This is a genomic window from bacterium (assembly GCA_020440705.1).
Classification (GTDB): Bacteria; Krumholzibacteriota; Krumholzibacteriia; order LZORAL124-64-63; family LZORAL124-64-63; genus JAGRNP01.
The window spans coordinates 1-22,275 of the sequence record JAGRNP010000027.1 but is presented as its reverse complement, the minus strand read 5'-3'; the positions used below and the strand labels follow the sequence as shown (position 1 = coordinate 22,275).

General features: G+C 71.1%; 22 protein-coding genes. All 22 read left to right on the top strand.

Annotated elements, in window-relative coordinates:
* Positions 1-10: 10 nt before the first annotated feature.
* Positions 11-949, top strand: coding sequence for a sugar kinase (locus KDM41_06385; GenBank protein MCB1183041.1), 939 nt, complete (start codon positions 11-13; stop codon positions 947-949).
* Positions 950-1,043: 94 nt separating this feature from the next.
* Positions 1,044-1,652, top strand: a complete 609-nt coding sequence (lexA, locus tag KDM41_06380; GenBank protein ID MCB1183040.1) for a transcriptional repressor LexA — start codon at positions 1,044-1,046, stop codon at positions 1,650-1,652.
* Positions 1,653-1,799: 147 nt separating this feature from the next.
* Positions 1,800-2,234, top strand: a complete 435-nt coding sequence (locus tag KDM41_06375; protein MCB1183039.1) for an Hsp20/alpha crystallin family protein — start codon at positions 1,800-1,802, stop codon at positions 2,232-2,234.
* Between the two features lie 72 nt (positions 2,235-2,306).
* On the top strand, positions 2,307-4,685 hold the full coding sequence (lon, locus tag KDM41_06370) for an endopeptidase La (GenBank protein MCB1183038.1): 2,379 nt from the start codon (positions 2,307-2,309) through the stop codon (positions 4,683-4,685).
* 9 nt (positions 4,686-4,694) lie between these two features.
* On the top strand, positions 4,695-5,816 hold the full coding sequence (locus tag KDM41_06365; GenBank protein ID MCB1183037.1) for a glycosyltransferase family 9 protein: 1,122 nt from the start codon (positions 4,695-4,697) through the stop codon (positions 5,814-5,816).
* Positions 5,817-5,826: 10 nt separating this feature from the next.
* Complete coding sequence (gene waaF, locus KDM41_06360) at positions 5,827-6,927, top strand: lipopolysaccharide heptosyltransferase II (GenBank protein ID MCB1183036.1); 1,101 nt, start codon at positions 5,827-5,829, stop codon at positions 6,925-6,927.
* A complete protein-coding gene (locus KDM41_06355; GenBank protein ID MCB1183035.1) occupies positions 6,927-7,544 on the top strand; it encodes an HAD family hydrolase in 618 nt (205 codons plus the stop codon). Before waaF ends, KDM41_06355 begins: the two co-directional genes overlap by 1 nt.
* Complete coding sequence (locus KDM41_06350) at positions 7,541-8,671, top strand: glycosyltransferase family 9 protein (GenBank protein MCB1183034.1); 1,131 nt, start codon at positions 7,541-7,543, stop codon at positions 8,669-8,671. Before KDM41_06355 ends, KDM41_06350 begins: the two co-directional genes overlap by 4 nt.
* A complete protein-coding gene (locus tag KDM41_06345) occupies positions 8,668-9,741 on the top strand; it encodes a glycosyltransferase family 9 protein (GenBank protein ID MCB1183033.1) in 1,074 nt (357 codons plus the stop codon). Before KDM41_06350 ends, KDM41_06345 begins: the two co-directional genes overlap by 4 nt.
* Entirely contained in the window at positions 9,728-10,561 is an 834-nt protein-coding gene (locus KDM41_06340; protein MCB1183032.1) for a DUF3108 domain-containing protein, read from the top strand. The genes KDM41_06345 and KDM41_06340 overlap by 14 nt, the downstream gene beginning before the upstream one ends.
* A 22-nt stretch (positions 10,562-10,583) precedes the next feature.
* A complete protein-coding gene (locus KDM41_06335; protein ID MCB1183031.1) occupies positions 10,584-12,170 on the top strand; it encodes a glycosyltransferase family 39 protein in 1,587 nt (528 codons plus the stop codon).
* A complete protein-coding gene (locus tag KDM41_06330) occupies positions 12,160-12,846 on the top strand; it encodes an exopolysaccharide biosynthesis polyprenyl glycosylphosphotransferase (GenBank protein MCB1183030.1) in 687 nt (228 codons plus the stop codon). The genes KDM41_06335 and KDM41_06330 overlap by 11 nt, the downstream gene beginning before the upstream one ends.
* Entirely contained in the window at positions 12,843-13,226 is a 384-nt protein-coding gene (gene acpS / locus KDM41_06325; GenBank protein ID MCB1183029.1) for a holo-ACP synthase, read from the top strand. The genes KDM41_06330 and acpS overlap by 4 nt, the downstream gene beginning before the upstream one ends.
* A gap of 149 nt (positions 13,227-13,375) precedes the next feature.
* Positions 13,376-14,296: a PhzF family phenazine biosynthesis protein gene (locus KDM41_06320; protein MCB1183028.1), complete on the top strand. Its 921-nt coding sequence runs from the start codon at positions 13,376-13,378 to the stop codon at positions 14,294-14,296.
* 105 nt (positions 14,297-14,401) lie between these two features.
* On the top strand, positions 14,402-16,066 hold the full coding sequence (locus tag KDM41_06315) for an acyl-CoA dehydrogenase family protein (GenBank protein MCB1183027.1): 1,665 nt from the start codon (positions 14,402-14,404) through the stop codon (positions 16,064-16,066).
* Positions 16,063-16,944 (top strand): tetratricopeptide repeat protein, encoded by an 882-nt coding sequence (locus KDM41_06310; protein MCB1183026.1) that lies wholly within the window; start codon positions 16,063-16,065, stop codon positions 16,942-16,944. Before KDM41_06315 ends, KDM41_06310 begins: the two co-directional genes overlap by 4 nt.
* A 14-nt stretch (positions 16,945-16,958) precedes the next feature.
* A complete protein-coding gene (locus KDM41_06305; protein ID MCB1183025.1) occupies positions 16,959-17,393 on the top strand; it encodes a 3-dehydroquinate dehydratase in 435 nt (144 codons plus the stop codon).
* Between the two features lie 159 nt (positions 17,394-17,552).
* Positions 17,553-18,110, top strand: a complete 558-nt coding sequence (efp, locus tag KDM41_06300; GenBank protein MCB1183024.1) for an elongation factor P — start codon at positions 17,553-17,555, stop codon at positions 18,108-18,110.
* 57 nt (positions 18,111-18,167) lie between these two features.
* Positions 18,168-18,653: an acetyl-CoA carboxylase biotin carboxyl carrier protein gene (locus KDM41_06295; protein MCB1183023.1), complete on the top strand. Its 486-nt coding sequence runs from the start codon at positions 18,168-18,170 to the stop codon at positions 18,651-18,653.
* A 208-nt stretch (positions 18,654-18,861) separates the two neighbouring features.
* Positions 18,862-20,001: a type IV pilus twitching motility protein PilT gene (locus tag KDM41_06290; GenBank protein MCB1183022.1), complete on the top strand. Its 1,140-nt coding sequence runs from the start codon at positions 18,862-18,864 to the stop codon at positions 19,999-20,001.
* 287 nt (positions 20,002-20,288) lie between these two features.
* Complete coding sequence (gene accC / locus KDM41_06285) at positions 20,289-21,671, top strand: acetyl-CoA carboxylase biotin carboxylase subunit (protein ID MCB1183021.1); 1,383 nt, start codon at positions 20,289-20,291, stop codon at positions 21,669-21,671.
* Positions 21,643-22,275, top strand: a 633-nt coding sequence (locus KDM41_06280; protein MCB1183020.1) for a DNA translocase FtsK 4TM domain-containing protein, incomplete at its 3' end; no start/stop codon positions are given. The genes accC and KDM41_06280, both read left to right, overlap by 29 nt.

Below are 22,275 nucleotides of genomic sequence, written 5' to 3'. Positions count from 1 at the left end.
GGTGTGGGCCATGACGGGGACGCGCCCCAGGATTCTCGTGTTCGGCTACAACGCGTGGGATGTGACGCTGCCGGTGGCGCGGTGGCCGGAGCCCGACACCAAGTGCGAGGTCGCGGTCATCCGGGAAGGCGGCGGCGGCCCGGGCGCGACGGCCGCGGTGGCCCTCGCGCGACTCGGGTGCGAGGTGCGCCTGGTGACCACGTTCGGCGACGACCGGGCCGCGGCCGCCCAGCGGTCCGAACTGGAGGCCGCGGGCGTCGACCTGGGGGCGTGCCGCACCGCCGCGGGCCACGCCTCGCCACGGGCGGTGATCCTGGTCGATCCCGCGCGCGAGCGGCGGACCATCTTCTGGTCCCGGGGGGACCTGCCGGCCTGGCCGGCGGACGCCGTCGATCCGGCCTGGCTCGAGGGGGTCGATCTGCTCTACTGCGACGGACACGACGCCCCGGCTGCCGCCGTTCTCGCCGGGGCCGCCCGGGCGCGGGGCCTGGGCGTGGTCGTGGACGCGGGCTCGGTCCGCACGGGCACCGCCGACCTGGTGGCCGCAGCGACAGACGTCATCGGCGCCGCGGGCTTCGCGGCGGCCCTGACGGGCGTCCCGGATCGCGCCGCGGGCCTGGGGGCCCTGCGGGAGCGCGGCCCCGAACGGGTCGGTGAGACGTGCGGCGCGGACGGCGTCGTTGCGCTGGACGCGGCCGGCCCGCTGGAGATCCCGGCCTTCCTCGTCCCGGTCGTGGACACGACCGGCGCCGGCGACGCCTTCCACGCCGGCTACGCGTGGGCGCGGGTCCGGGGCGAGTCGTTCCGGGACGCCCTCGAGGCCGGCGCGGCGGTGGCCGCCCTCAAGTGCCGCGACTGGGGCGGGCGCGCGGCCCTGCCCACCGCGACCGAAGTGGCCGGTCTGCGGGAGAATGGGGTTCGGCGCCCGGGGCCGTGTCGGGAGCCCTGAATTTTCACCGTTTTTTCGGTGGATTTTCGTGACCGTTTCGTGTAGGTTGGGCCCGATCGGCAAATGGGCCGGTCGTTCACCGCAGGAGGCGGGCATGGGACTCACGCCGCGGCAGGCACAGATCCTCACCTACATCACCGAGTACAGCGAGGAGAACGGGTACGCCCCGACGCTGCAGGAGATCGGCGAGCGCTTCGGGCTCTCGTCGGTGGCCACGGTGCACAAACACATCAGCCACCTGGTCGACAAGGGCTTCCTCAAACGGGAGCGGCGCAACGCCAGCCGTGACCTCGCGGTGGTCGGCCAGGAAGGCACCAGCGGCCTGACCCAGGTGCCCCTCCTCGGCACGGTCGCGGCCGGCCTGCCCATCGAGGCCCTGGAAGACCAGGAGCAGATCAACCTGCCCGACGAGTGGCTCGGACGCGGCCGCACCTTCGCCCTGCGGGTGCGGGGCGACTCCATGATCGACGAGCAGATCCGCGACGGGGACACGGTCGTCGTCGAGGCCCGGGAAACCGCGCGCAACGGGGAAACGGTCATCGCCCTCGTCGACGGCGACTCGGTCACCGTCAAGCAGTACTACCGGGAAGGCGCCCGCATCCGCCTGCAGCCCGCCAACCCGGCCGTGCCGGTGATCATCGTGCCCGAGGAGAAGGTGCGCATCCAGGGCGTCGTCATCGGGGTGCTGCGGCGCTTCCACTGAGCGGACAGCGCGCGAATCCGTCCCCAGCCCGGCGACCCGGACGCTTGTTGACGCTGGTCGGGCATCGCAGTAGCATGAGCCCCAGTCAGGTACGAACTGGCCGGCGGAACCTTCCGCCGGCTTACGGTTGCGTCAGAAGGCGGCGTCATGAGCAAGCGGGACCGCACGGGTGAGCTGGAGGAGATCTTCGAGATCCTCGTCACGTCCTACGCCCAGAAGGGCGGCGTCCTGCCGGGCGAAGCCGATCTGAGCTGGAAGCCGGCCACCGACGCCTACGAAACCGAGGACTCGTTCATCGTCCAGATGGACCTCGCCGGCATGGACCCCACCCAGATCGAGGTCCTCGCCGACGAGAAGACGCTGCTGGTGCGGGGCATCCGCCGCGACTCCTCGGGGCCGGGCAAGAAGCATTTCCACAAGATGGAGATCAACGTGGGGCCGTTCTCCCGGCGGGTGCCGCTGTCGGTCGAGGTCGATCCCGGCACGGCCGAGGCCCGCTACCGGGCCGGTTTCCTCTATGTCTCGTTCCGCAAGGGACGGGCCCAGGGCGATCAGCGGCGCCAGATCACCATCACGCGCTGAGCCAGGAACGGAGCCCGTGGCCGGCCGGCGGCGACGGGGCGCACCGGGTGACCCGGGAAGGAGCACGACCCCATGGCGGACAACCAGCGGGATCACAGGGACGACGACATGGATGGCGAGATCCATCTGCCCGCCGACTTGCCCATCCTGCCCATCAGCGAGGCGGTGATCTTCCCCGCCATGATGGTGCCCCTGGTGCTGAGCGACACGAACCTGGTCAAGCTCGCCGACGACTGCCTGGCGGGCGACAAGATCCTCGGAGCCTTCGCCCAGAAGGAACTCGAGGACGATGACGAGGATGTCGACGATCGCGACCTCATCTACCGCGTGGGAACCGCCGTCAAGATCCAGAAGATGCTGCGTTTCCCGGACGGGAGCATGCGCCTGCTGGGCCAGGGCATCGCGCGCATCCGGCTGGACGAGTTCCTCGCCGACGCCCCCTACATGAAGGCGCGCATCTCGCACATCGCCGAGGACGTGCAGGACGACAGCCGCACCCTCGCCTACATGCGCGGCGTGGCCAACAACTTCCTGAAGATCGTCGACGCCTCGGAGACCCTCAGCGACGAGCTGAAGGTCGTCGTCATGAACATCGACGACCCGGGCCGCCTCGCCGACCTGATCGCCACCAACCTCGACGTGGAAGTGGCGGAGAAGCAGGAGATCCTCGAGGAAGCCTCGCCGCGCAAGCGCCTGCAGCTCCTCTCCAAGCTCGTGATGCGCGAACTCGACGTGCTCGAGCTGGGGCAGAAGCTGCAGACGCGCGTGCGCAAGTCCATCGACAAGGACCAGCGCGAGTACTACCTGCGGCAGCAGATGAAGGCGATCCAGCGCGAGCTGGGCGACACCGACGAGGGCTCGGTCGAGCTCGACGACCTGCGCACGCGGATCGACGAGTCCGACCTGCCGGAGAAGGTGCTGGCGGCGGCCAACCGCGAGTTCGACCGCCTCAGCCGCATGTCGCCGGGCGCGAGCGAGTACACGGTCAGCAAGACCTACCTCGACTGGATCCTCGACCTGCCCTGGAACGAGGCCAGCGAAGACAAACTCGACCTGAAGGCGGCCGAGGAGATCCTCGAGCGCGACCACTACGGTCTCGAGGACGTCAAGGAACGCATCATCGAGTACCTGGCCGTGCGCAAGCTGAAGGCCGACCACCGCGGCCCGATCCTCTGCCTCGCCGGGCCCCCGGGCGTGGGCAAGACGTCGCTGGGCCGCAGCATCGCCGAGGCGGTGGGGCGGAAGTTCTTCCGCTTCTCCCTGGGCGGTATGCGCGACGAGGCCGAGATCCGCGGGCATCGCCGCACCTACGTGGGGTCCATGCCCGGCCGCATCATCGCCGGCATCAAGGAATGCGGCACCAACAATCCGGTGCTCATGCTCGACGAGATCGACAAGCTGGGGCAGGACTTCCGCGGCGATCCGGCCAGCGCCCTGCTCGAGGTGCTCGATCCCGAACAGAACTCCGACTTCACCGACCACTACCTGACGCTGCCCTTCGACCTGTCGAAGGTCATGTTCATCACGACGGCGAACATGCTCGACACGATCCCGCGGCCGCTGCTCGACCGCATGGAGGTGATCCAGCTCGCCGGCTACACCAACCTCGAGAAGCTGCAGATCGCCAAGCGCTACCTGCTGCCCCGGCAGATGGAAGCCAACGGGGTCACCGGCAAGCACATCCGCATCACCGACGCGGGCCTCATGAAGATCATCGAGGACCACACGCGGGAGGCCGGCGTGCGCAACCTCGAGCGCGAGATCGGCGGTGTGTGCCGCAAGGTGGCCACCGGCGTCGCCAAGGGGAAACGCAAGCGCGAGGTGGTCGGCGCGCGCAACCTCGAGGATTTCCTCGGGCCCCCCAGCTATTCGGGGCAGCGCCTGCGCCGCCACCTGAAGCCGGGCGTGTGCACGGGCCTCGCCTGGACCCAGGTCGGGGGCAAGATCCTCTACATCGAGGGACTGAGCCTGCCCGGTGGGCGCGGGGCCCTCAATCTCACGGGCCAGGTGGGCAGCGTCATGCAGGAGTCGGCGTCGGCGGCCTTCAGCTACCTGCGCAACCGCTTCGGCGCCCGCAAGGAGTTCGTCGACTTCTTCACCAAGCGCGACGTGCACATCCACCTGCCGGCCGGGGCCGTGCCCAAGGACGGCCCGAGCGCGGGCATCGCCATGGCCAGCGTGCTGCTCTCGCTGATGGTGAACAGGGCCATCGACCGCCGCACCGCCATGACCGGCGAGATCACGTTGACCGGCGCGGTGCTGCCCATCGGCGGGCTCACCGAGAAGGTGCTGGCCGCCCACCGCGTGGGCATCAAGCGGGTGATTCTTCCCGCCGCCAACGAGGTCGATCTGCACGACATACCCGACGAGGTGCGGCAGGAGATCGCGTTCGTGCCCGTCAGCCACGTCGACGAGGTGTGGGAGGCGATCCTCCCGGACGTGGTCTCGTAGGGGGACGAATTGGCCGAGCACAAGATCATCAGTTCGCTCATGCGCCCCTTCTTCCGCAAGGGGCAGGAGGCCGCCTTCACGGTGCCGGGAGCCCTGCGCGAAGATTCGCGCATCCTCTGCATCGATCCCGGCGACCTGAGCGACGTGCTCTTCCACATGCCCCTGCTGACCGCCGTCCGCCGGCGCCATCCGGGTTCGAAGATGGACTTCCTGCTGCCGGAGAAGCATGCGCCCCTGGTGGTGCCCAGCGGCCTCGCGCGGCAGTGCATCATCTACAAGGAGGGGCAGCTGAATCCGTGGCGGCCGGCCTTCGGCGCCATGCTGCGGAAACTTTCCGCTTCCAACTACGACGTGGCCCTGGTCATGTCGTACTCGCCTCAGCCCCGGCTCGAACTGGCCGCCCTCGCCAGCGGGGCCGCCTTCCGCTACGGACCCAGCCACGGCGACTCGTGGCCGGCGATCAACTTCGAACTGCGCGCGGCGACCGACGGACCGCGGGGCTACCGCGGCGACCGTCTGCTGCGCGCGGCGCCGTTCCTGGGCTTCCAGCCCGACGAGATGAACCCGCGCTGGCCCCTGCCCATGGACAAGGTGCGCCAGATGGCGCAGCAGGTGCACTTCCACAAGCCGAATCCCGATCAGATGCTCATCGGCGTCGATCCCGGCGTCGCCAAGACCGGGCACGCCTTCGCCCTGGAGAACATGCAGTTCCTGGTGCGCCAGCTGAGCAGCCAGCTCGTGTGCAAGATCCTGCCGCTGGCCGATCCGGACCAGCAGGACCGCCTGCAGAAGTTCGAGACGAGCCTCTCGGAAGTGCCGGTGGGACTCGAGCGCGAGACGCTGCTCGAGATGGTGCTGCTGCTGTCGCACTGCGACCTCTTCGTGGCGGGCAATACCGACTTCTTCCACTTCGCCGTGGCCCTGGGCGTGCCGGCGGTGGGCCTCTTCAGCAAGGCGGACGGTCCGGAGTGGGAGCCGGCCGACCGTCCCCGGGCCCGCGTGATCCGCGTCACCAAGGGGGAGAAGGTCGACATCGAGACCCTCATGGAGGCGGTCGAGGCCGTCACCGGTGGCCGCACCAGCACCGCCTCGCGGGTGATTCCGGCGAGCCCGCCCTCGCGCGATGGCTAGGCCGGCGGCGGTGCCCACCCGGCGAATCCTCCTGCACATGCCCAACTGGCTGGGCGACGTCGTCATGGCCACGCCCCTGCTCGACCACCTGGCCCGCGCCGCCGCGGCCGCCGGCGATGGCGGGCGGGTCGACGTGGCCGTGCGCCCGGCCTGGGCTCCGCTCTTCCGGGACGATCCGCGGGTCGGTTCCCTGCTCCCGGTGGAGCGCGGCGGACGCCACGCCGGCCTGGGGGGGCTCTGGCGCCAGGGCCGGGAACTGGCCGCCGGCGGCTATGCGGCGGTGGTCCTCGGGCCGCCGAGCCTGCGCGCGGGGCTGGTGGCCGCCCTCTCGCGCGCATCCGTGCGGGTGGGCCACAGCGGCGACGGCCGCGACTGGCTGCTCGGCTCGGCCGTGGCCCGCGGGCCGCGCGGGACCCGACATCACGCGTGGGAACTGCTCGATCTGGGGGTGGCCGCCGTGGCCGATCTGGGCTGGCCGGCCCCCCTTCTGCCCGACGGCGACCTGCCACCGCCATCCCTTGCCGGCACCGCGGCCTGGGAGGCCCAGCCTCTGCCCGACGAGCGGCCGCTGTGGGTCGTGGCGCCGGGCACCACCTACGGAGAGGCCAAGTCCTGGCCGGCCGCGCGGGTGGCCGAGCTGGTCGAGGCGGCGGTCCGCGACGCGGGCGCCCGCGTGGTCTTCCTCGGCGATGCGGCAGCCGCACCGTTCGCCGCGGCGCTGTGCTCCGGCAGCCGCCGCCGTGCCGCTGCGGCCTGGGCGGAAGCGGCCGATCTGGTCGACCTCACCGGACGCACCGACCTTGTGGAGGTGGTGCGGGTCCTCAGGGCGGCGACCGCCTTCGTGGGCAACGACAGCGGCCTCATGCACGTAGCCGGCGCGCTGGGGGTCCCGACCGTCGGGGTGTTCGGTTCGTCGAATCCGGACTGGACGCGACCGCTCGGTCCCTGGACCACCGCCGTAACGGCCGCGGGGTTTCCCTGTCGGCCCTGCTACCGGCGCACCTGCAACCAGCCCGAGTTCTGCCTCGCCACCATCGGCGGGGCCGAGGTCTTCGCCGCGGCCTGCGACCTGGTCGCGCGGCGCGGGGCGGCCACCGAGGAGCGAAGCTGATGCCCACCTGGAAGGGTCCCGCCCATCCGGCCGCAGCCGACGGCGGTCCGCCCCCGCCGGCGCTGTTCGTCGACCGCGACGGGGTCGTCATCGCCGACCGCGACTACCTCGCCGATCCCGACGGGGTGGCGTTGCTGCCCGGCGTCGCCGCGGCCCTGGCGCGTGCCCGCGCGGAGGGCTGGCTTCTCATCGGCGTCACCAACCAGTCGGGCATCGGGCGCGGCTATTTCGGCGAAGCCGAGTTCAGCGCCGTGATGGAGCGGATCGAGGCCGACCTGGCCGCCGCCGGGGCGCGCTTCGACGCCTTCTACTACTGCCCGCATGGCCCCGCTGACGACTGCCCGTGCCGCAAGCCGCGCCCGGGGCTGCTCCGGGAGGCGGCGCGCGACCTGACCTGGGATCCGGCGCGTTCCTGGGTCGTGGGGGACAAGGCCAGCGACGTGGCCCTCGGCCGCGACGCCGGCCTGGGCGGCGTGCTGGTGCGCACCGGCTACGGGCGCGGCCAGGAGGAGGCGGTCCGGACCCGCTGGGCTGGCGACGACCGGGTCTTCGTGGCCGACGACCTCGCGGCCGCCGTCGACCGGATCCTGGCCGCGACGCCGGGAGGCGAGGCGTGAGCTGGCTGCTCGACGGCAAGCCGGTCTCGTCGGTGCTGCTGACGCGGCTGCGCTACCTGGGCGACGTGGTCATGACCACCGTCCTGGCCGAGGTGCTGCGGGCCGGAGACCCCGAGCTGCGCATCGGCTACCTCTGCGAGGCGGCCCACGCCCCGGTCCTGGAGGGACATCCGCATCTCGATCGGATCCATCGGCTCGGCGCCCGCCGCCGCGGGGCCGACGCCCGCGCCCGCGTGCCGGCCACGGGGGCCGCGACGGGGCCGGCGCGAGGCACCCTGGGCATGGTGGCCGAACTGCGGGCCGCCCGCTACGACCTGGCGGTCGACCTCTTCTTCAATCCGCGCAGCGCCTGGCTGCTGCGCCTAGCAGGCATCCCGCGCCGCATCGGCGGCACCCGCGGCAGCCGGCGGCGACTCTACACCCATGTGGTGCTGCGCCCGGATCTGCCGGAGCTTCCGCTCGGCGATCTGGCGCCCGGCGGGCTCGGCGAGCATCTCTGCCGCCTGGCGACCCTCGTGCACGCCGGGACCGGGCAGGACCTCGTGACCTGGGCCGCCGGGAGATTCCCGCCGGGCTCCCTCGCGCCGCGCATCGCCGGTTGCGAGCGGGCCCCGGCCCCGGGCGCGCCGGTCGTGCTCGCGCCGGCGGCCACGTGGCCCACCAAGGAGTGGCCGGCCGCGCACTGGCGGGAACTGGTGGCGGCCTGGAGCGGCCGCTCGAACCGGCCGCTGCAGGTGCTCATCCCGCCCGGGCGACAGGATGACTGGAGCGCCTTTGCCGCCGAGCTGCCGGACGAGGGAATCGAGGTGCTGCCCCCCGGCGGGCTGAGCGGCGTGCGCCGGCTGCTCGCGGCGTCCGCGGGCGTGATCAGCGCCGACGGCGGGGTCATGCACCTGGCGGTGGGCCTGGGCGTACCCACCCTGGGCCTCTTCGGCCCGACCGATCCGGCCATCTGGTTTCCGTACGAAGGTCTCGGCCCCTTCCGGGTCCTGGCGACACGACCGGCGTGCCACCCCTGCGATCGCCACACCTGCGGCGAATTCATCTGCCTGCCGGACCTCGCGCCCGCCGACGTCCTGGACGCGGCCGTCGCCCTGTTCGGGCGGGACGGGACGGCTGCGCCATGATGGCCCGCCGGGACTTCCGACGCATCCTCCTGATCCGCCGCAAGGCCCTGGGCGACGCGCTGGTCACCCTGCCGGCCGTGCTGGAGGTGGCCCGGGCCTGGCCCCGGGCCCGCATCGACCTGGTCATCGACCGCCCGTTCGCGCCGCTGCTGGCCGGGCTGGCGCCGGAGGTGCGGATCCTGCCGTGGCCGCTGCCGGCGGGGGAGTCCTGGCTGCGGCGGCTCCGGCGCGAGAACTACGACCTGGTCATCGACTGGCTCGGCAATCCGCGCACGGCCCTGTGGACCATCCTGTCGGGGGCGCCGGTGCGCGTCGGCTACGACCTGCCCCGCCGCCGCTGGGCCTACAACGTCAAGGTGCCCCGCAACCGGGCGGGGGGGCGCGCGCTGCGCGGCTTCGCCGGCGAAGCCTTCCTCGATCCGCTGCGCGCCCTGGGCGTCGAGACGCTGCCCTGGCGCGACGGGTTCGCCGCTGCCGCCATGGACGGCCACGCTGCCGGGGAGATGCGGCCGGAGCTCGCCGCCTGGGCGGACGCGTGGCGGGCCCGCCCGGGCGTGCCGACGGCGGTGGTGATGAGCGCCACCTGGGCGGCCAAGCAGTGGCCGGTCCGCCACGTGGGTGACCTCCTGCGGGCGCTCCCCGGCTGCGGGGCCAATCCGGTGCTCATCGCCGGGCCCGGTGACGAGTGGCTGGTCGAGGGTCTGGGCCACCTCCCGGTCGGCCTGCTGGCGCCGCCCACGACCCTGCCGGAGCTGGCCTTCCTGCTGTCCCGGGCGGCCCTGTTCGTGGGCACGGATTGCGGTCCCCGTCATCTGGCCGCGGCCCTCGGCCGGCCGACGGTGACCATTTTCGGCCCCACCGATCCGGGCGGATGGAACCCGCCCACGCCGCGCCATGTTTCCGTGCGGAATCCGGTGCCGTGCGCGCCCTGCGACCTGACGGAGTGCCCGGTGCCGGGCCATCCGTGCCTGGACGATCTGGACAGCGGCACGGTCATTGCTTCGGTGGAGCGGATGCTCGCCCGGCTCGGGCGGAGTCCGCAGAAGGAGATCGCACGTGACAATCCGTGATCAGCGTTCCCAACGCCCCGGCGCCGCCGCCGCCTTCGTCGCGGCGACCCTGCTGGCCGCCCTCCTGGCGGTCGGGGGGCCGGCCGGGGCGGCCGACGAGGTCCCGGCCGGCGTCGAGCCCGCGCCGACGGTTTTCGGTCCGGGCGAGCGCATGGTGTACTCCATCGGATACGGTCCGGTGAACGCGGGCGAGGGCACCCTCGAGGTGGTCGGACTGACGACCTACCAGGGGCACACCTGCTACGAACTGCAGTCGACCGCCAACAGCAACCGGTTCTTCTCGTCCTTCTACAAGGTGCGCGACAAGATCATCAGCTACATGGATGTCGAACGGCTCTACACGCGCTATTTCCACAAGCGCCTGCGCGAAGGCGACTACAAGAAGACCGTCGAGATCTCCTTCGATCACGAGGACGAGGTCGCCCACTACGCCGACGGCCAGAAGTTCGACATCGCCAGCGGGATCCAGGACGTGCTGTCGGCTGTCTTCTTCGTGCGCAACCTCGATCTCGGTGCGGGCGACACGTACTCGCTGCTCGCGCACAGCAGCCGGAAGACCTATGATCTGCAGGTCATCGTCCACGGTCGCGAGACCGTCACGGTGGAGGCGGGCACCTTCGACTGCTACGTGGTGGAACCGGTCCTCGAGGGGGAGGGGCTCTTCAAGCACGAAGGGAAGATCACCCTCTACGTGACGGCCGACCAGCACCGCGTCCCGGTCCTGATCAAGACCAAGGTGCCCGTGGGATCCATCGACGTCGAACTGAAGGAATTCCGGCCCGGCACCCCGCTGCGGGAGCGCCCGGCCTTCACCCGCTGAGCCGTCCGGCCGGGAGCGAACCATGAACGACATCCCCGCGCGCCGGTCCTGGGTTCCCCGGGCCGACTGGCTCGACCGGCGCGAAGCCGCGCCGGCGGGTGTCGGTGGCCGCGTCGTCTGGGTGCTGACCCTGGTCGGAGCGCTGCTGCGGATCCTCTTCGTGACGCGGCCGTCGGTGTGGGTCGACGAGATGCTCACCTGGCGCGCGGTGCATCCGGCGGCGGGCTACGGCTTCGTCGAACAGTTCCTCGACACGATCCAGGGTCCGCTCTACCTGGCGGCGGTGTGGCCCCTGACCCACGCCCGGGACACCGAACTCATGCTGCGGCTGCCGGCGCTGCTGGCCGGCATCGTGGCCGTGCCGCTCTTCGGACTGCTGGCCGGCCGCGTGCTCGCCCCGCGGGGCGCCCGTCTGGCGCTGCTGCTCTTCGCGCTGAATCCGTTCCTGGTCTGGTACAGCCAGGAAGGCCGGGGCTACTCCTTCCTGCTCCTGTTCGCGGTGCTCACCGGCTGGGCCTACCTCGAACTCGTGCGCCGCGGCCCGGTGCCGGGGGCGGTCGTGGGCTTCGGACTGGCGGGGGCGGCCATGGTGCTGAGCAACCTGTCGGGCGTCTTCCTGCTGGCGGCCATGGGGCTGTCGCTGCTGACGCTGCACCGACCCGCCACCGGCCGGGCCTGGGGGGGCTGGATCTTCGCCTTCGCCCTGGCGGTGCTCCTGTCGGCCCCCTGGCTCCTGAAGGCGGCGGGCATCTGGGCCATCGATCGGGTCGTGCCGGGGGCCGAGACCGGTGCCGCCCTGCGCGGCGAGACGACGTTCTCGCCGCTGGCCGTACCCTACGCCTTCTTCACGTTCCTCTTCGGCTACAGCCTCGGGCCCTCCCTGCGCGAACTGCACCAGCCCGACCGTCTGGCCGTCCTCATGGGGTACGCGCCGGTGCTCGGCGCGGCGGGCGTCGCGGCGGCGGTCGCGGTCGGGGCGGGGCTGGGCGACCGGGAACGGCGGCGTACGGTTCTGCTGGCCCTCTGGATCGCCGTGCCGGTGGCCGTGCTCATCCTTCTGGCGGTGCGCAACGTCAAACCGTGGAACCCGCGCTACGTGGCGGTCGTGGTGCCGTGGCTGCTGCTCCTGGCGGGCGCCGGCCTGGCCCGGCTGCCCCGGCGGATCGAGTTGGGGGTAGCCGGCCTGCTGGTCGGTTTGACCGTCTGGTCGCTGGGCGGCTACTATGGTGCCGACAAGTACGCCAAGGCGGACGTGCGGGCCGCGGTGGCCCACGTGGCGGCGGCCCGGCCGGCCTCCGGCACGGTGCTCGTGCCGGTGGTCACCACCGTCTACGCCTACTACGATAGGGGCGGCCACGAACTGCTGGACAGCTTCGGCTGGCCGCCGCTGGCGAGCCCGGCCGAGGCCGACCGCTTCGTGGCCGCGGTCCTGGCCGGCCACGACTTCTGCCGCGTGGTGCTGGCGCGGGCGTGGCACTTCGATCCGCAGGGGCTGCTGCCGGCGGCGCTGTCCCGGGCGGGCCTGCTGCGCACCGAGGCCACCTTCCCCGGCGTGGTGGTCATGACCTGGGAACGCCGCTCCAACCGGATCGGAGACCATGAGTCCTGAGAACTTCTACGGTTCGGACGCGGATTTCGCGGCCTTCGTGGCCCGGGCCGGGACGCCGGACCGGCGCCCCGGCCTCGTCTACCGCTTCGTCAAGCGGGTCTTCGACCTGGTGGCGTCGTGCGGGGGCCTGCTGCTCATCCTGCCGCTCTTCCCCTTCATCGTGGCGCTCATCCGGCTCGAGACGCGGGGACCGATCTTCTTCCGGCAGGAGCGGGTCGGCTACCGCGGACGCGTCTTCCCCTGCTACAAGTTCCGCTCCATGGCCGTCGACGCCGAGGCGCGCAAGGACGAACTCTCCCACCTGAACGAAGCCTCCGGTGCGGCCTTCAAGATCAAGGACGACCCCCGCATCACGCGCGTGGGCCGCTTCCTGCGCCGCAGCAGCCTCGATGAGTTTCCGCAGCTGCTGAATGTCCTGCGGGGCGAGATGTCCATCGTCGGGCCGCGTCCGCAGATCCCGTCCGAGGTGGCGGAGTACACGCCGGAGCAGGCGGCCCGGCTGCTGGTCAAACCCGGCCTGACCTGCCTGTGGCAGGTCTCGGGGCGCAGCCACCTGGAATTCGAGGAGTGGATGCGTCTGGACCGGGAGTACGTGGCGAACGCCAGCCTGGCCTTCGACCTCGGGATCCTCGCCCGCACGTTGCCGGCGGTGATCGAACGGAAGGGGGCGTATTGAGCGTCATCGGCCTGGGCACCGACATCGTCGCCGTGGCGCGCATGGCCGCTCTCCTCGACCGGCACGGGGAGCGCTTTCTCGCGCGCTGCTTCAGCCCCGAGGAGCGGGAACGCATTGCGGCCGCACCGCCGGCGGAGCGCCCCGCCGTGGCGGCGGCCCGCTGGGCCGCGAAGGAGGCCTTCCTCAAGGCTCTCGGCGGCCCCATCGGGCACATCGGCTACCGCCAGGTGGCCGTCGGCAGCGACCTCGACGGCGCGCCCCGGCTCGTCCTCGACGGGGCGGCCGCCGACGCCCTCGGCCACCGCGGCGGGCGCCACGCGCTGGTTTCGCTCAGCCATGAGCGCGAGTACGCCGTGGCCACCGTGATCATCGCCGGCTGAGGCCGATCGCCCGGATTCCCCGCCCTGACGGGCGTTTTCGCCCCTTAACCCCTTGGCCGGCACCGGTCATTGTGTTAATTTCTGCAACGAAGCCGTCGGCCGTGCCGGCGGCGCGCTGACGGACGCGAACTCCCGGGCGACAGGCTGACATGGAACTGGAATTCCTGCTCATCGACGTGTTCACCGACCGCCCCTTCGGCGGCAGCCGACTCTACCTCTTCCCGGACGGCCACCGGGTCCCCGAGGCGATGATGCAGAACCTGGCCATGGAACTGGGCGCCGGCGAAACGGCGTTCATCGTGCCGGCACGCAGCGGCGGCGACGACCGCTCCGGGCTGCGCGTCTTCACGCCGGCGGCCGAGATCCCCTTCGCGGGACATTCGGTCCTCGGCGCGACGTTCGCCCTCGATCACCTCCGTCGCCGCGACCGCGACGCCGGCGACGGCGAACCGGCGCCCTTCACCTGGGAACTGGAGGCGGGGCGCTACCTGGTCTGGACGCGCCACGACGACGGGGCCGTCACCTACAGCCTCCAGCAGGACGACCCCGTGTTCATGGGGCAGTACTTCCACCGCAGCAAGGTCGCGCGCACCCTCGGTCTGGCCGAGGAGGAGATCGCCATCACGGGGCTGCCCTGCGAGGTGATCTCGACCGGTCTGCCGATCCACGTGGTGCCCCTCGGTTCCCTCGAGGCCATGGACGCCATCAACCTGCGGCGGCGCGAGGCCGACGCCATCGCCCGCGACCTCGGCTTCGGCGACCTCTTCGTCTTCACCTGCGAGACCGTCGCCGCCGACGCGACCGTGCACTGCCGCATGTTCGCCCCGCATTTCGGCATTCCCGAGGACGCGGCCAGCGGGGCCGCCACCGGGGCCCTCATGGCCTACCTCGTGAAGCATCGGCTGGTGCGCGCCGAGCCCACGGTGCGCGTCGTCGTGGAACAGGGACTCGAACTCGGCCGGCCCAGCCGCATCGTCGTCGATGCCGAGATCCGCAACGGGCAGGCACGGGCCATCCGGGTCGGCGGACAGTGCGTCCTCGTCGGCTCGGGCCGCATCGACATACCCTGACGTGATTTCCCGACGTGGGCGGGCGCATCGCCGTGGTGCCGCCGTCGCAACCAAGGACAACCGGACACTGCCAAGTCCCGGACCAACCGCAGAGAGGAAGGGGCCATGAACGCTCCCGCCGGACTTTCCCCCGAAATGACCGAGATGGTGATCCAGACGCTCCGGCAGGTGGTCGGCCGCGAATTGCCGGACGGCCGCATCATGGAACTGGACGAGAAGGACGAGTTCCCCACCGCCACCATCCAGAAGCTGCTCAGTCCGGACGTGGGCCTGCACCTGATCTTCCTGCCCGCCGAGTACGGCGGTCTCGGCGGCGGCGCCCGGGACATCTGCCGCGTGAGCGAGGAGATGGCGTCGTGGGATCTCGGCGTGGCGACGGCCTTCCTGGCCATCTGCCTCGGGACCGATCCGATCCTGGTCGGCGGCACCGAAGCGCAGAAGCAGAAGTGGCTCTCGCGCATCGCGGGCGAGGGACTCATCGTGGCCTACGGCGTGACCGAGCCCGAGGCGGGCAGCAACGTGGCCGGCCTGAAGACCACCGCCGACCAGATCATCGGGCCCGACGGCCAGGTGACGGGCTACCGGCTCAACGGCGCCAAGCAGTTCATCACCAACGGCGGCGTGGCCGACCTCTACACCATCCTGGCCAAGACGCCGGCGGGACCCAGCTTCTTCGCCGTGGAGAAGGGCACGCCCGGCTTGTCGGTGGGCAAACACGAGGACAAGCACGGGATCCGCGCCAGCAACACCACCGGCGTGCTGCTCGAGGACGTCGAGGTGCCGGCGGAGAATCTCATCGGCGGCGAGGAGGGGGTCGGCCTGAAGCAGGCCAATGCCGTCTTCGGCTACACGCGCCTCATGGTCGGTGCCTTCGGCATCGGCGGCGGCCAGGCGCCGCTGCGGCGGGCCCTGAGGTACGCCAAGCAGCGCGAGCAGTTCGGCGCGCCGCTGGTCGAGAAGGAAGGCTACCTCTTCAAGCTCATCGTCGACAACTGGATCGACCTGGCCGCCGGCCGCGCCCACATGGAGCACGTGGCCCTGCTCATCGACGAGGGCGGCACCGACATGGGCACCGAGGGCAGCATCGCCAAGTACTGGGGCACCGAGGCCGGCAACCGCGCGGCCGACGCGGCCATCCAGGCCCTCGGCGGCTACGGCTACGCCCGCGAGTACGTGGTGGAGAAGATGCGCCGCGACGTGCGCATCACGTCGATCTACGAGGGCACGAGCGAGATCCAGCAGTCGATCATCAGCATGTACCGCTGGAAGGAGACCGTCCGCTCCAAGGGCGGGTTCTACGCGAACCTCGCGGCCGGGATGGACGAACTGCACGCGGCCCATGGCGAAGTGGGGGCCAGCCTGGTCGCTGCGGCCATGCGCGGCCTGAACGACGTCGTGCTGCACATGCACAAGGCCCGCGAGACGCGCCACCAGATCGTCATGTTCCAGTTCGCCGACATGATGACGGCCTGCGAGGTGGGGGCGGCCTTCGCCGCCAAGGCCGCGCGCCTGGCCGAGGCCGGCGACCCGGCGGCGGCGACGACCGCGGCCATGAGCCGGGTCTTCGCGCGCAAGGTGGCCCGCATGGTCGGCGAGGGCGCGGCTCGCTGCGCCTGCGGCCTGCTCGACGGCGCCGACGCCGCGGCCCTCTCGGCCGGCGGCGACCTGGTCGCCGCCGTGTCCGCACGGTTCGCGCCGGCGGACATGGCGGGAGAATGGAACGACATGGCCGTGGTGGGCGACGCCCTGAAGGACGAGGACGGCGCATGACGGTGTCGCCCCTCGACGAACGGATCCGGGTCTGCCGGCGCCGCCTCGAGGCGGCGCCGGACAGCCGTGCCTTCGCGCCGCTGGCCGACCTGCTGCGCCAGGCCGGACGCATCCCGGAGGCCCTCGCCCTGCTGGAGGACGGCGTGGCGCGGCATCCGGATTTCCACGGGGGGCTGGTCATCCTCGGGCACGCGCTTCTCGACGCCGGTCGTCTGGCCCACGCCGAGCGGGTCCTGACCCGGGTTCTGGAGCACGACGCCGACAACCTGGTGGCCCGCCGACTCCTCGCCGAACGCGCACGCGATGCGGGACACTGGTCGGAGGCGGCGGCCCACTTCGAGTACCTCGCCGGACTCGAGCCGGACAACGGGACCTGGACCGCGGCGGCGGCGGCGGCCCGGGAGTGCCTCGACGCGGCCGGCGAAGCGGCGGCGGTGTCCGGCCTCGCGGAAGGGGACGAGGCGGCCTCGCCGGATCCCGTTGGGGGAGCCACCCCGCCGGCAGGCGAAACGGCGCCCGTGGCAGACGGGGCCGGCCGTGCCGTCGAGCCGCCGGGAAGCGGGCGCCCGGGCCCCGACCGTCGGCAGCCGGGCGACGGCCTGATCACCCTGACCCTGGTCGACATCTACATCGCCCAGGGCTACCGGGCCAAGGCCCTCGCGGCCCTGCAGCGGTTGCATGAACTGGCGCCCGACCGCGACGACGTGCGCGAGCGGATCGTGGCGCTCGGGCCGGTGACGACCGACGATGCCCCGCGGGACGGCACCGTCGCGGCCAGCCGCAACGAGCACCTGGCCGCCCGACGGGCGGCCGAGAAGCGGAGCTTCGCCGACTGGATCGATCGGATCCGGGGCGACGAGGAGGGAGCGGCGCCGTGAAACCCCTGGTCCACATGCTGGGCGGTCCCAATCTGGGCCGCCTCGGAAGCCGGGAGCCGGAGATCTACGGCCACACGACCTGGTCGGAACTGGCCGACCTGTGCCGGGACTGGGCCGCGGAGTCCGGTCTCGAACTCGTCTTCGCCCAGACCGACGGCGAGGGCGATCTCGTCAAGCTGATCCATGCGGCGGGCGACGGGGCGGCGGGCCTGATCCTCAACGCGGCCGCCTACACCCACACCTCGGTGGCCGTGCGCGACGCCGTGTCGGCCGTCTCCATTCCGGTCATCGAGCTCCACCTGTCCAATCCCGACGCCCGCGAGCCCTTCCGGCGCACGAACCTGCTGGCCGACGTGGTGACGGCGGGTGTGCGCGGCTTCGGGGTCCAGGGGTACCGGCTGGCCCTCCAGGGCATGGCCGGACTGCTCGGCACGGGTCCGGCCCGCTAGGCGGCGGCAAGAGGGCCGTTCGACATTGCCAGAGCGGCATCCGGGTGTTATCAATAGGCGGATTTTTTGGTGGCAAATCCGCCGCAATGCCCGGATCATGCGGGAGGACCCGTTGCCACGGTTGGATTCCGAGGACCGTTTTGCATCTGGAGGACCGCTTTGGCCGATACCAGTGATTTCCGCACCGGGTTCACCATGCGCCACAAGAATGGGCTGTGGTCGATTGCCGAGTTCCAGCACGTGAAGCCCGGCAAGGGCCCGGCGTTCGTGCGCACCAAGCTCAAGAACATCGAGAACGGCAAGGTCGTCGAGGAGACGTTCCGGGCCGGGGAGCGGGTCGAGGAGGTCCGGCTCGAGCGCCGGACGTTCCAGTACCTGTACCCGGACGGCGAGGACTACGTCTTCATGAACACCGAGACCTACGAGCAGCTGCAGCTGCACCGGGACGCCCTCGGGGACGTGCCCCTCTACATCAAGGCGAGCGACCTGTGCAGCGTGCTGCTCCTGGAGGAGAAGCCGCTGACGGTGGAGCCGCCCCTCACCGTCGAGCTGCAGATCGCCCAGACCGATCCCGGCGTGCGTGGCGACACCGCCCAGGGCGGCTCGAAGCCGGCGACGATGGAGACGGGGCTGGTCGTGCAGGTGCCCCTGTTCATCGAGGAAGGCGAGATCATCAAGGTCGACTCGCGGACCGGCAAGTACCTGGGGCGGGCGTAGGCCCGGACACCGAAAGGCGGATTCATGGCCAAGGCCGAGGAAAGCGGAGGACAGGGGATGGACATCAAGAAGGTCCGCGAGCTGGTGAAGCTGGTGGAGGAAAGCGGCATCGAGGAGCTGGAGGTCAGCCACCAGGACACGACCGTCCGCATCCAGAAGTCGGCGGCCCACACCTACGGAGCGCCGACCATGATGCCCGCGCCCGTGCAGGTGCCCCTGCCGGCGGTGGCGGCTCCGGTCGCGGCGGCGCCGGCGGTGGCGGAGGCCCCGGCGGCTCCCGCGGCCGACGCGACCCGCGGCAAGTGGAAGGATGTCCGTTCGCCCATCGTGGGCACGTTCTACCGCTCGCCCTCGCCGACCAGTCCGGCCTTCGTCAGCGTGGGCGACCACGTGGCTGCGGGCCAGACCCTTTGCATCATCGAGGCCATGAAGGTCATGAACGAGATCGAAGCCGAATTCGGCGGCACCATCAAGGAGATCCTCCTGGAGGATGGCGGCCCGGTCGAGGCCGAAGCCGTGCTCTTCCTCGTCGACCCGGACTGATCCCGGTTCCGCCGGATCCGTCCGGATCCGTCCGGAACGTTCCGGATCGCGTCTGAACCCGCCGAAACCGCCCCCAGGGGCGGTTTCGGCGTTTCGACGGGCGCCGATCCCGGCTCAAGTCGGGCCGGATCCGGCCGAAATCGGAACCAGATGCCGGGCCCGGCGTGGGCCCCGGCGCGTCCGAACCCGGCCCAGGAGAGCCCGTCGCATGGATATCAAGAAGATCCTCAAGGAGATGATCGCCCGGGGGGCGAGCGACCTGCACCTGAAGGTGGCGACGCCGCCCTGTTTCCGCATCAACGGCACCCTGGTCTACGGCGAGTACGAACCGCCGACGATCCAGGACATGGCCGCGGTGACGCAGCAGATCCTGGCACCGGCCCAGCGCGAGCAGTTCGAGGCCACCCGCGAGATCGACTTCGCCTTCGGCGTGCCCGGCGTGGCGCGGTTCCGGGCGAACTTCTACGTCCAGCGGGGCAGCGTGGCCATGGTCTTCCGTCACGTTCCCGTGGAGATCAAGACGCCCGAGGAGCTCGACCTGCCGCCGGTGATCAAGGAACTGGCCCTCAAGCCCCGCGGGCTCATGCTCGTTACGGGAACCGTGGGCAGTGGCAAGTCGACGACCCTCGCCTCGATCGTCGACATCATCAACCGCGAGAGTTCGCGCCATGTGATCACCATCGAGGACCCGATCGAGTTCCTGCATCGCGACCGCAAGAGCATCATCAGTCAGCGTGAAATCGGCTGTGACACCGGCAGTTACGCCGAGGCCCTCAAGCATGTCCTGAGGCAGGACCCGGACGTCATCCTCATCGGCGAGATCCGGGACGCCGAGTCCATGAAGATCGCGCTGACCGCCGCGGACACCGGTCATCTCGTGCTCTCGACCCTGCACACGACCGACGCGACCCAGACCATCAGCCGCATCATCAGCTTCTTCCCGCCGCATCAGCAGCAGGAGATCCGCTACCTGGTGGCCTCGACCCTGCAATCGATCATCTCCCAGCGTCTCGTGGCCGACGCGGACGGGCTGCGGCGGTACCCGGCCTGCGAGGTCCTCATCAACACGAGCACCATCAAGGAGTACATCCGCGAGGCCGACAAGACCGTGCGGATCCACCAGGCGATCCAGGAGGGCTTCATCCAGTACCAGATGCAGACCTTCGACCAGTCCCTGATGCAGCTCTACAAGGAGAACAAGATCACCCTGGAGGCGGCCACCAAGGCCAGCAGCAACCCGCACGAGTTCCAGCTGCGGGTCAAGGGCATCCAGGGCAGTTCGGACACCACGTGGGACCGCTTCGAGGAGGCGACCAAGGACGAGGAGAAGGAGCTCGAGAAGATCTGATCCCCGCTCCCGCCTGCGAACCGGCGTCCCCGGGTGGCCCCATCGGCCACCCGGGGCTTTTTTGTGGGGTGGCGGGGCGGTCGCCGGGGCCAACGTTTCCCTTGCAAGGCGGGGGGGCGGCAGCCAAAATAGGGGCCGCGAATCCCCCATGGCCGCAGGCCGCCGATCCGGATCCGTCCGGACGCGCCCGGCAGCGGCCCCGAGCCCTGCCCGCCGGCGGCTCCCACGGAGGTGGACCGGACCCGGCGGGTGACCGAATCCCTTCGGGCCCATACAGGAAGTCGTGCATGTTCAAGAAGATCCTCATTGCCAACCGGGGCGAGATCGCCCTGCGTGTCATGCGGGCGTGCCGGGAGCTGGACATCCAGACGGTGGCGGTCCACTCGGCCGCCGACGCCCATTCGCTCCACGTGAAGTACGCCGACGAGTCGGTGTGCGTGGGGAAGAAGACCAGTGCCGAGAGCTATCTGCGCATTCCCAACATCATCGCGGCGGCCGAGATCACCGGCGCCGAGGCCATCCATCCGGGCTACGGTTTCCTCGCCGAGAACGCCGAGTTCGCCGAGATCTGCGCCGAGAACGACTTCACCTGGATCGGTCCCAGCGCCGCGGTGATCCGGCAGATGGGGGACAAGGCCACCGCCCGCACCATGGCCGTCGAGGCCGAGGTCCCGGTGGTGCCGGGCACGGGGCTGGTCGATTCGGTGGAGGAGGCGGCCCTGGCGGCCGAACGCTTCGGCTACCCGGTGATCATCAAGGCCACCGCCGGTGGCGGCGGCAAGGGCATGCGCGTGGCGTGGGACGAGGAGGAGCTGCGCCGGAACTACGTGGCGGCCCGCACCGAGGCCGGCGCGGCCTTCGGCAACGACGGCGTGTACCTCGAGAAGTACCTGGTGAATCCCCGGCACGTGGAGATCCAGCTCATGGGCGACGCCCACGGCAAGGTGATCCATTTCGGCGAGCGCGACTGCTCGGTGCAGCGCCGCCACCAGAAGCTCATCGAGGAGGCGCCCTCGCCGGCGGTGGACCCCGACCTGCGGGCCCGCATGGGCGCGGCCGCGGTGCGCCTCGCCGAGCGCGTCGGCTACGTGAACGCCGGCACGGTCGAGTTCCTTCTCGACGAGGACGGCTCGTTCTACTTCATGGAGATGAACACCCGCATCCAGGTCGAGCACCCGGTGACCGAGATGGTCACGGGATTCGACCTGCTCAAGTGGATGCTCAAGGTGGCGGCCGGCGAACCGTTCGACTTCACCCAGGATGACATCAAGGTCCGCGGTCACGCCATCGAGTGCCGCATCAACGCCGAGAACCCCGAGCGGGACTTCATGCCCTGCCCGGGCCGGATCTTCTACTACCACGCCCCCGGCGGACCGGGGGTGCGGGTCGACACCCACGTCTACAGCGACTACATGGTGCCGCCCCACTACGACAGCCTGTTGGCGAAGGTCATCGCCCACGGGAAGGATCGCGAGGAAGCTGTCGCACGGATGCGCCGGGCCCTGAAGGAATGCGTCTTCGAGGGTCTGCCCACGAGCACCCCCTTCCATCTGGAGGTCCTGGACAACCGGGTCTTCCTCGATGGCAAGGCCACGACACGTTTCCTCGAAGAGGAATTGTCCCATCTCCAGGAGGGGTTGCGTGTCCGGGCGAAATCGGAAGAAGGCTAAGCGGAAGAACGGCCGGTCCTGGTCCGACGCCCCCTGGCTGAGCGGACTGCTGCTGATCGCCGTGGCGCTGTACATGGGGCTCTCGCTGACCGGTCCGGTCGGTCCCTGGTGGAGCGTCATGGAAGGCGAAGCCACGCCCGACCTGCTGGCTGCCCCGAATCCGGGCGGCCCGGTGGGCGCGGTGCTGGACGTGGCCCTGCACGCCCTCTTCGGCGGCCTCTGGTGCTGGACGTTCCCCCTGGTGGTGGCGGTGCTCGGCCTCGGCTACCTGACCGGGGCCCAGGCGCGCCTGCGCCCGGTGCTGCTGCGCGCCCTGCCCCTGTGGCTGGTCTCGGCGGCGTGGCTGGCCCAACCCGACGGCCCGCTGCCCGGCGAGACCGCGATCCGCTTCGGCGGCGTGGCCGGCTTCGGCCTCGCCCGCGCCTTCCACGGCCTGTTCGGCCTCTGGGGCGGCCGCATCTTCCTGACCCTGGCCCTCCTGGTCACGCTCATCCTGATCTTCAAACGGTGGCTGCGCTGGCTGCCCGGGCTCCTGGGCGGTGTGGGGGCGGGCCTCGCCTGGCTCGCCGCCGGCGTGCGCGACGTGGTGACCTGGCCCGTGGCC

Excerpts from the sequence above, each read along its gene's own strand:
- KDM41_06385 (MCB1183041.1), top strand. The coding sequence starts at position 11 with ATGACGGGGACGCGCCCCAGGATTCTCGTGTTCGGCTACAACGCGTGG.
- lexA (MCB1183040.1), top strand. The coding sequence starts at position 1,044 with ATGGGACTCACGCCGCGGCAGGCACAGATCCTCACCTACATCACCGAG.
- KDM41_06375 (MCB1183039.1), top strand. The coding sequence starts at position 1,800 with ATGAGCAAGCGGGACCGCACGGGTGAGCTGGAGGAGATCTTCGAGATC.
- lon (MCB1183038.1), top strand. The coding sequence starts at position 2,307 with ATGGCGGACAACCAGCGGGATCACAGGGACGACGACATGGATGGCGAG.
- KDM41_06355 (MCB1183035.1), top strand. The coding sequence starts at position 6,927 with ATGCCCACCTGGAAGGGTCCCGCCCATCCGGCCGCAGCCGACGGCGGT.
- KDM41_06345 (MCB1183033.1), top strand. The coding sequence starts at position 8,668 with ATGATGGCCCGCCGGGACTTCCGACGCATCCTCCTGATCCGCCGCAAG.
- KDM41_06335 (MCB1183031.1), top strand. The coding sequence starts at position 10,584 with ATGAACGACATCCCCGCGCGCCGGTCCTGGGTTCCCCGGGCCGACTGG.
- KDM41_06330 (MCB1183030.1), top strand. The coding sequence starts at position 12,160 with ATGAGTCCTGAGAACTTCTACGGTTCGGACGCGGATTTCGCGGCCTTC.
- KDM41_06320 (MCB1183028.1), top strand. The coding sequence starts at position 13,376 with ATGGAACTGGAATTCCTGCTCATCGACGTGTTCACCGACCGCCCCTTC.
- KDM41_06315 (MCB1183027.1), top strand. The coding sequence starts at position 14,402 with ATGAACGCTCCCGCCGGACTTTCCCCCGAAATGACCGAGATGGTGATC.
- KDM41_06310 (MCB1183026.1), top strand. The coding sequence starts at position 16,063 with ATGACGGTGTCGCCCCTCGACGAACGGATCCGGGTCTGCCGGCGCCGC.
- KDM41_06305 (MCB1183025.1), top strand. The coding sequence starts at position 16,959 with ATGCTGGGCGGTCCCAATCTGGGCCGCCTCGGAAGCCGGGAGCCGGAG.
- KDM41_06295 (MCB1183023.1), top strand. The coding sequence starts at position 18,168 with ATGGACATCAAGAAGGTCCGCGAGCTGGTGAAGCTGGTGGAGGAAAGC.
- KDM41_06290 (MCB1183022.1), top strand. The coding sequence starts at position 18,862 with ATGGATATCAAGAAGATCCTCAAGGAGATGATCGCCCGGGGGGCGAGC.
- accC (MCB1183021.1), top strand. The coding sequence starts at position 20,289 with ATGTTCAAGAAGATCCTCATTGCCAACCGGGGCGAGATCGCCCTGCGT.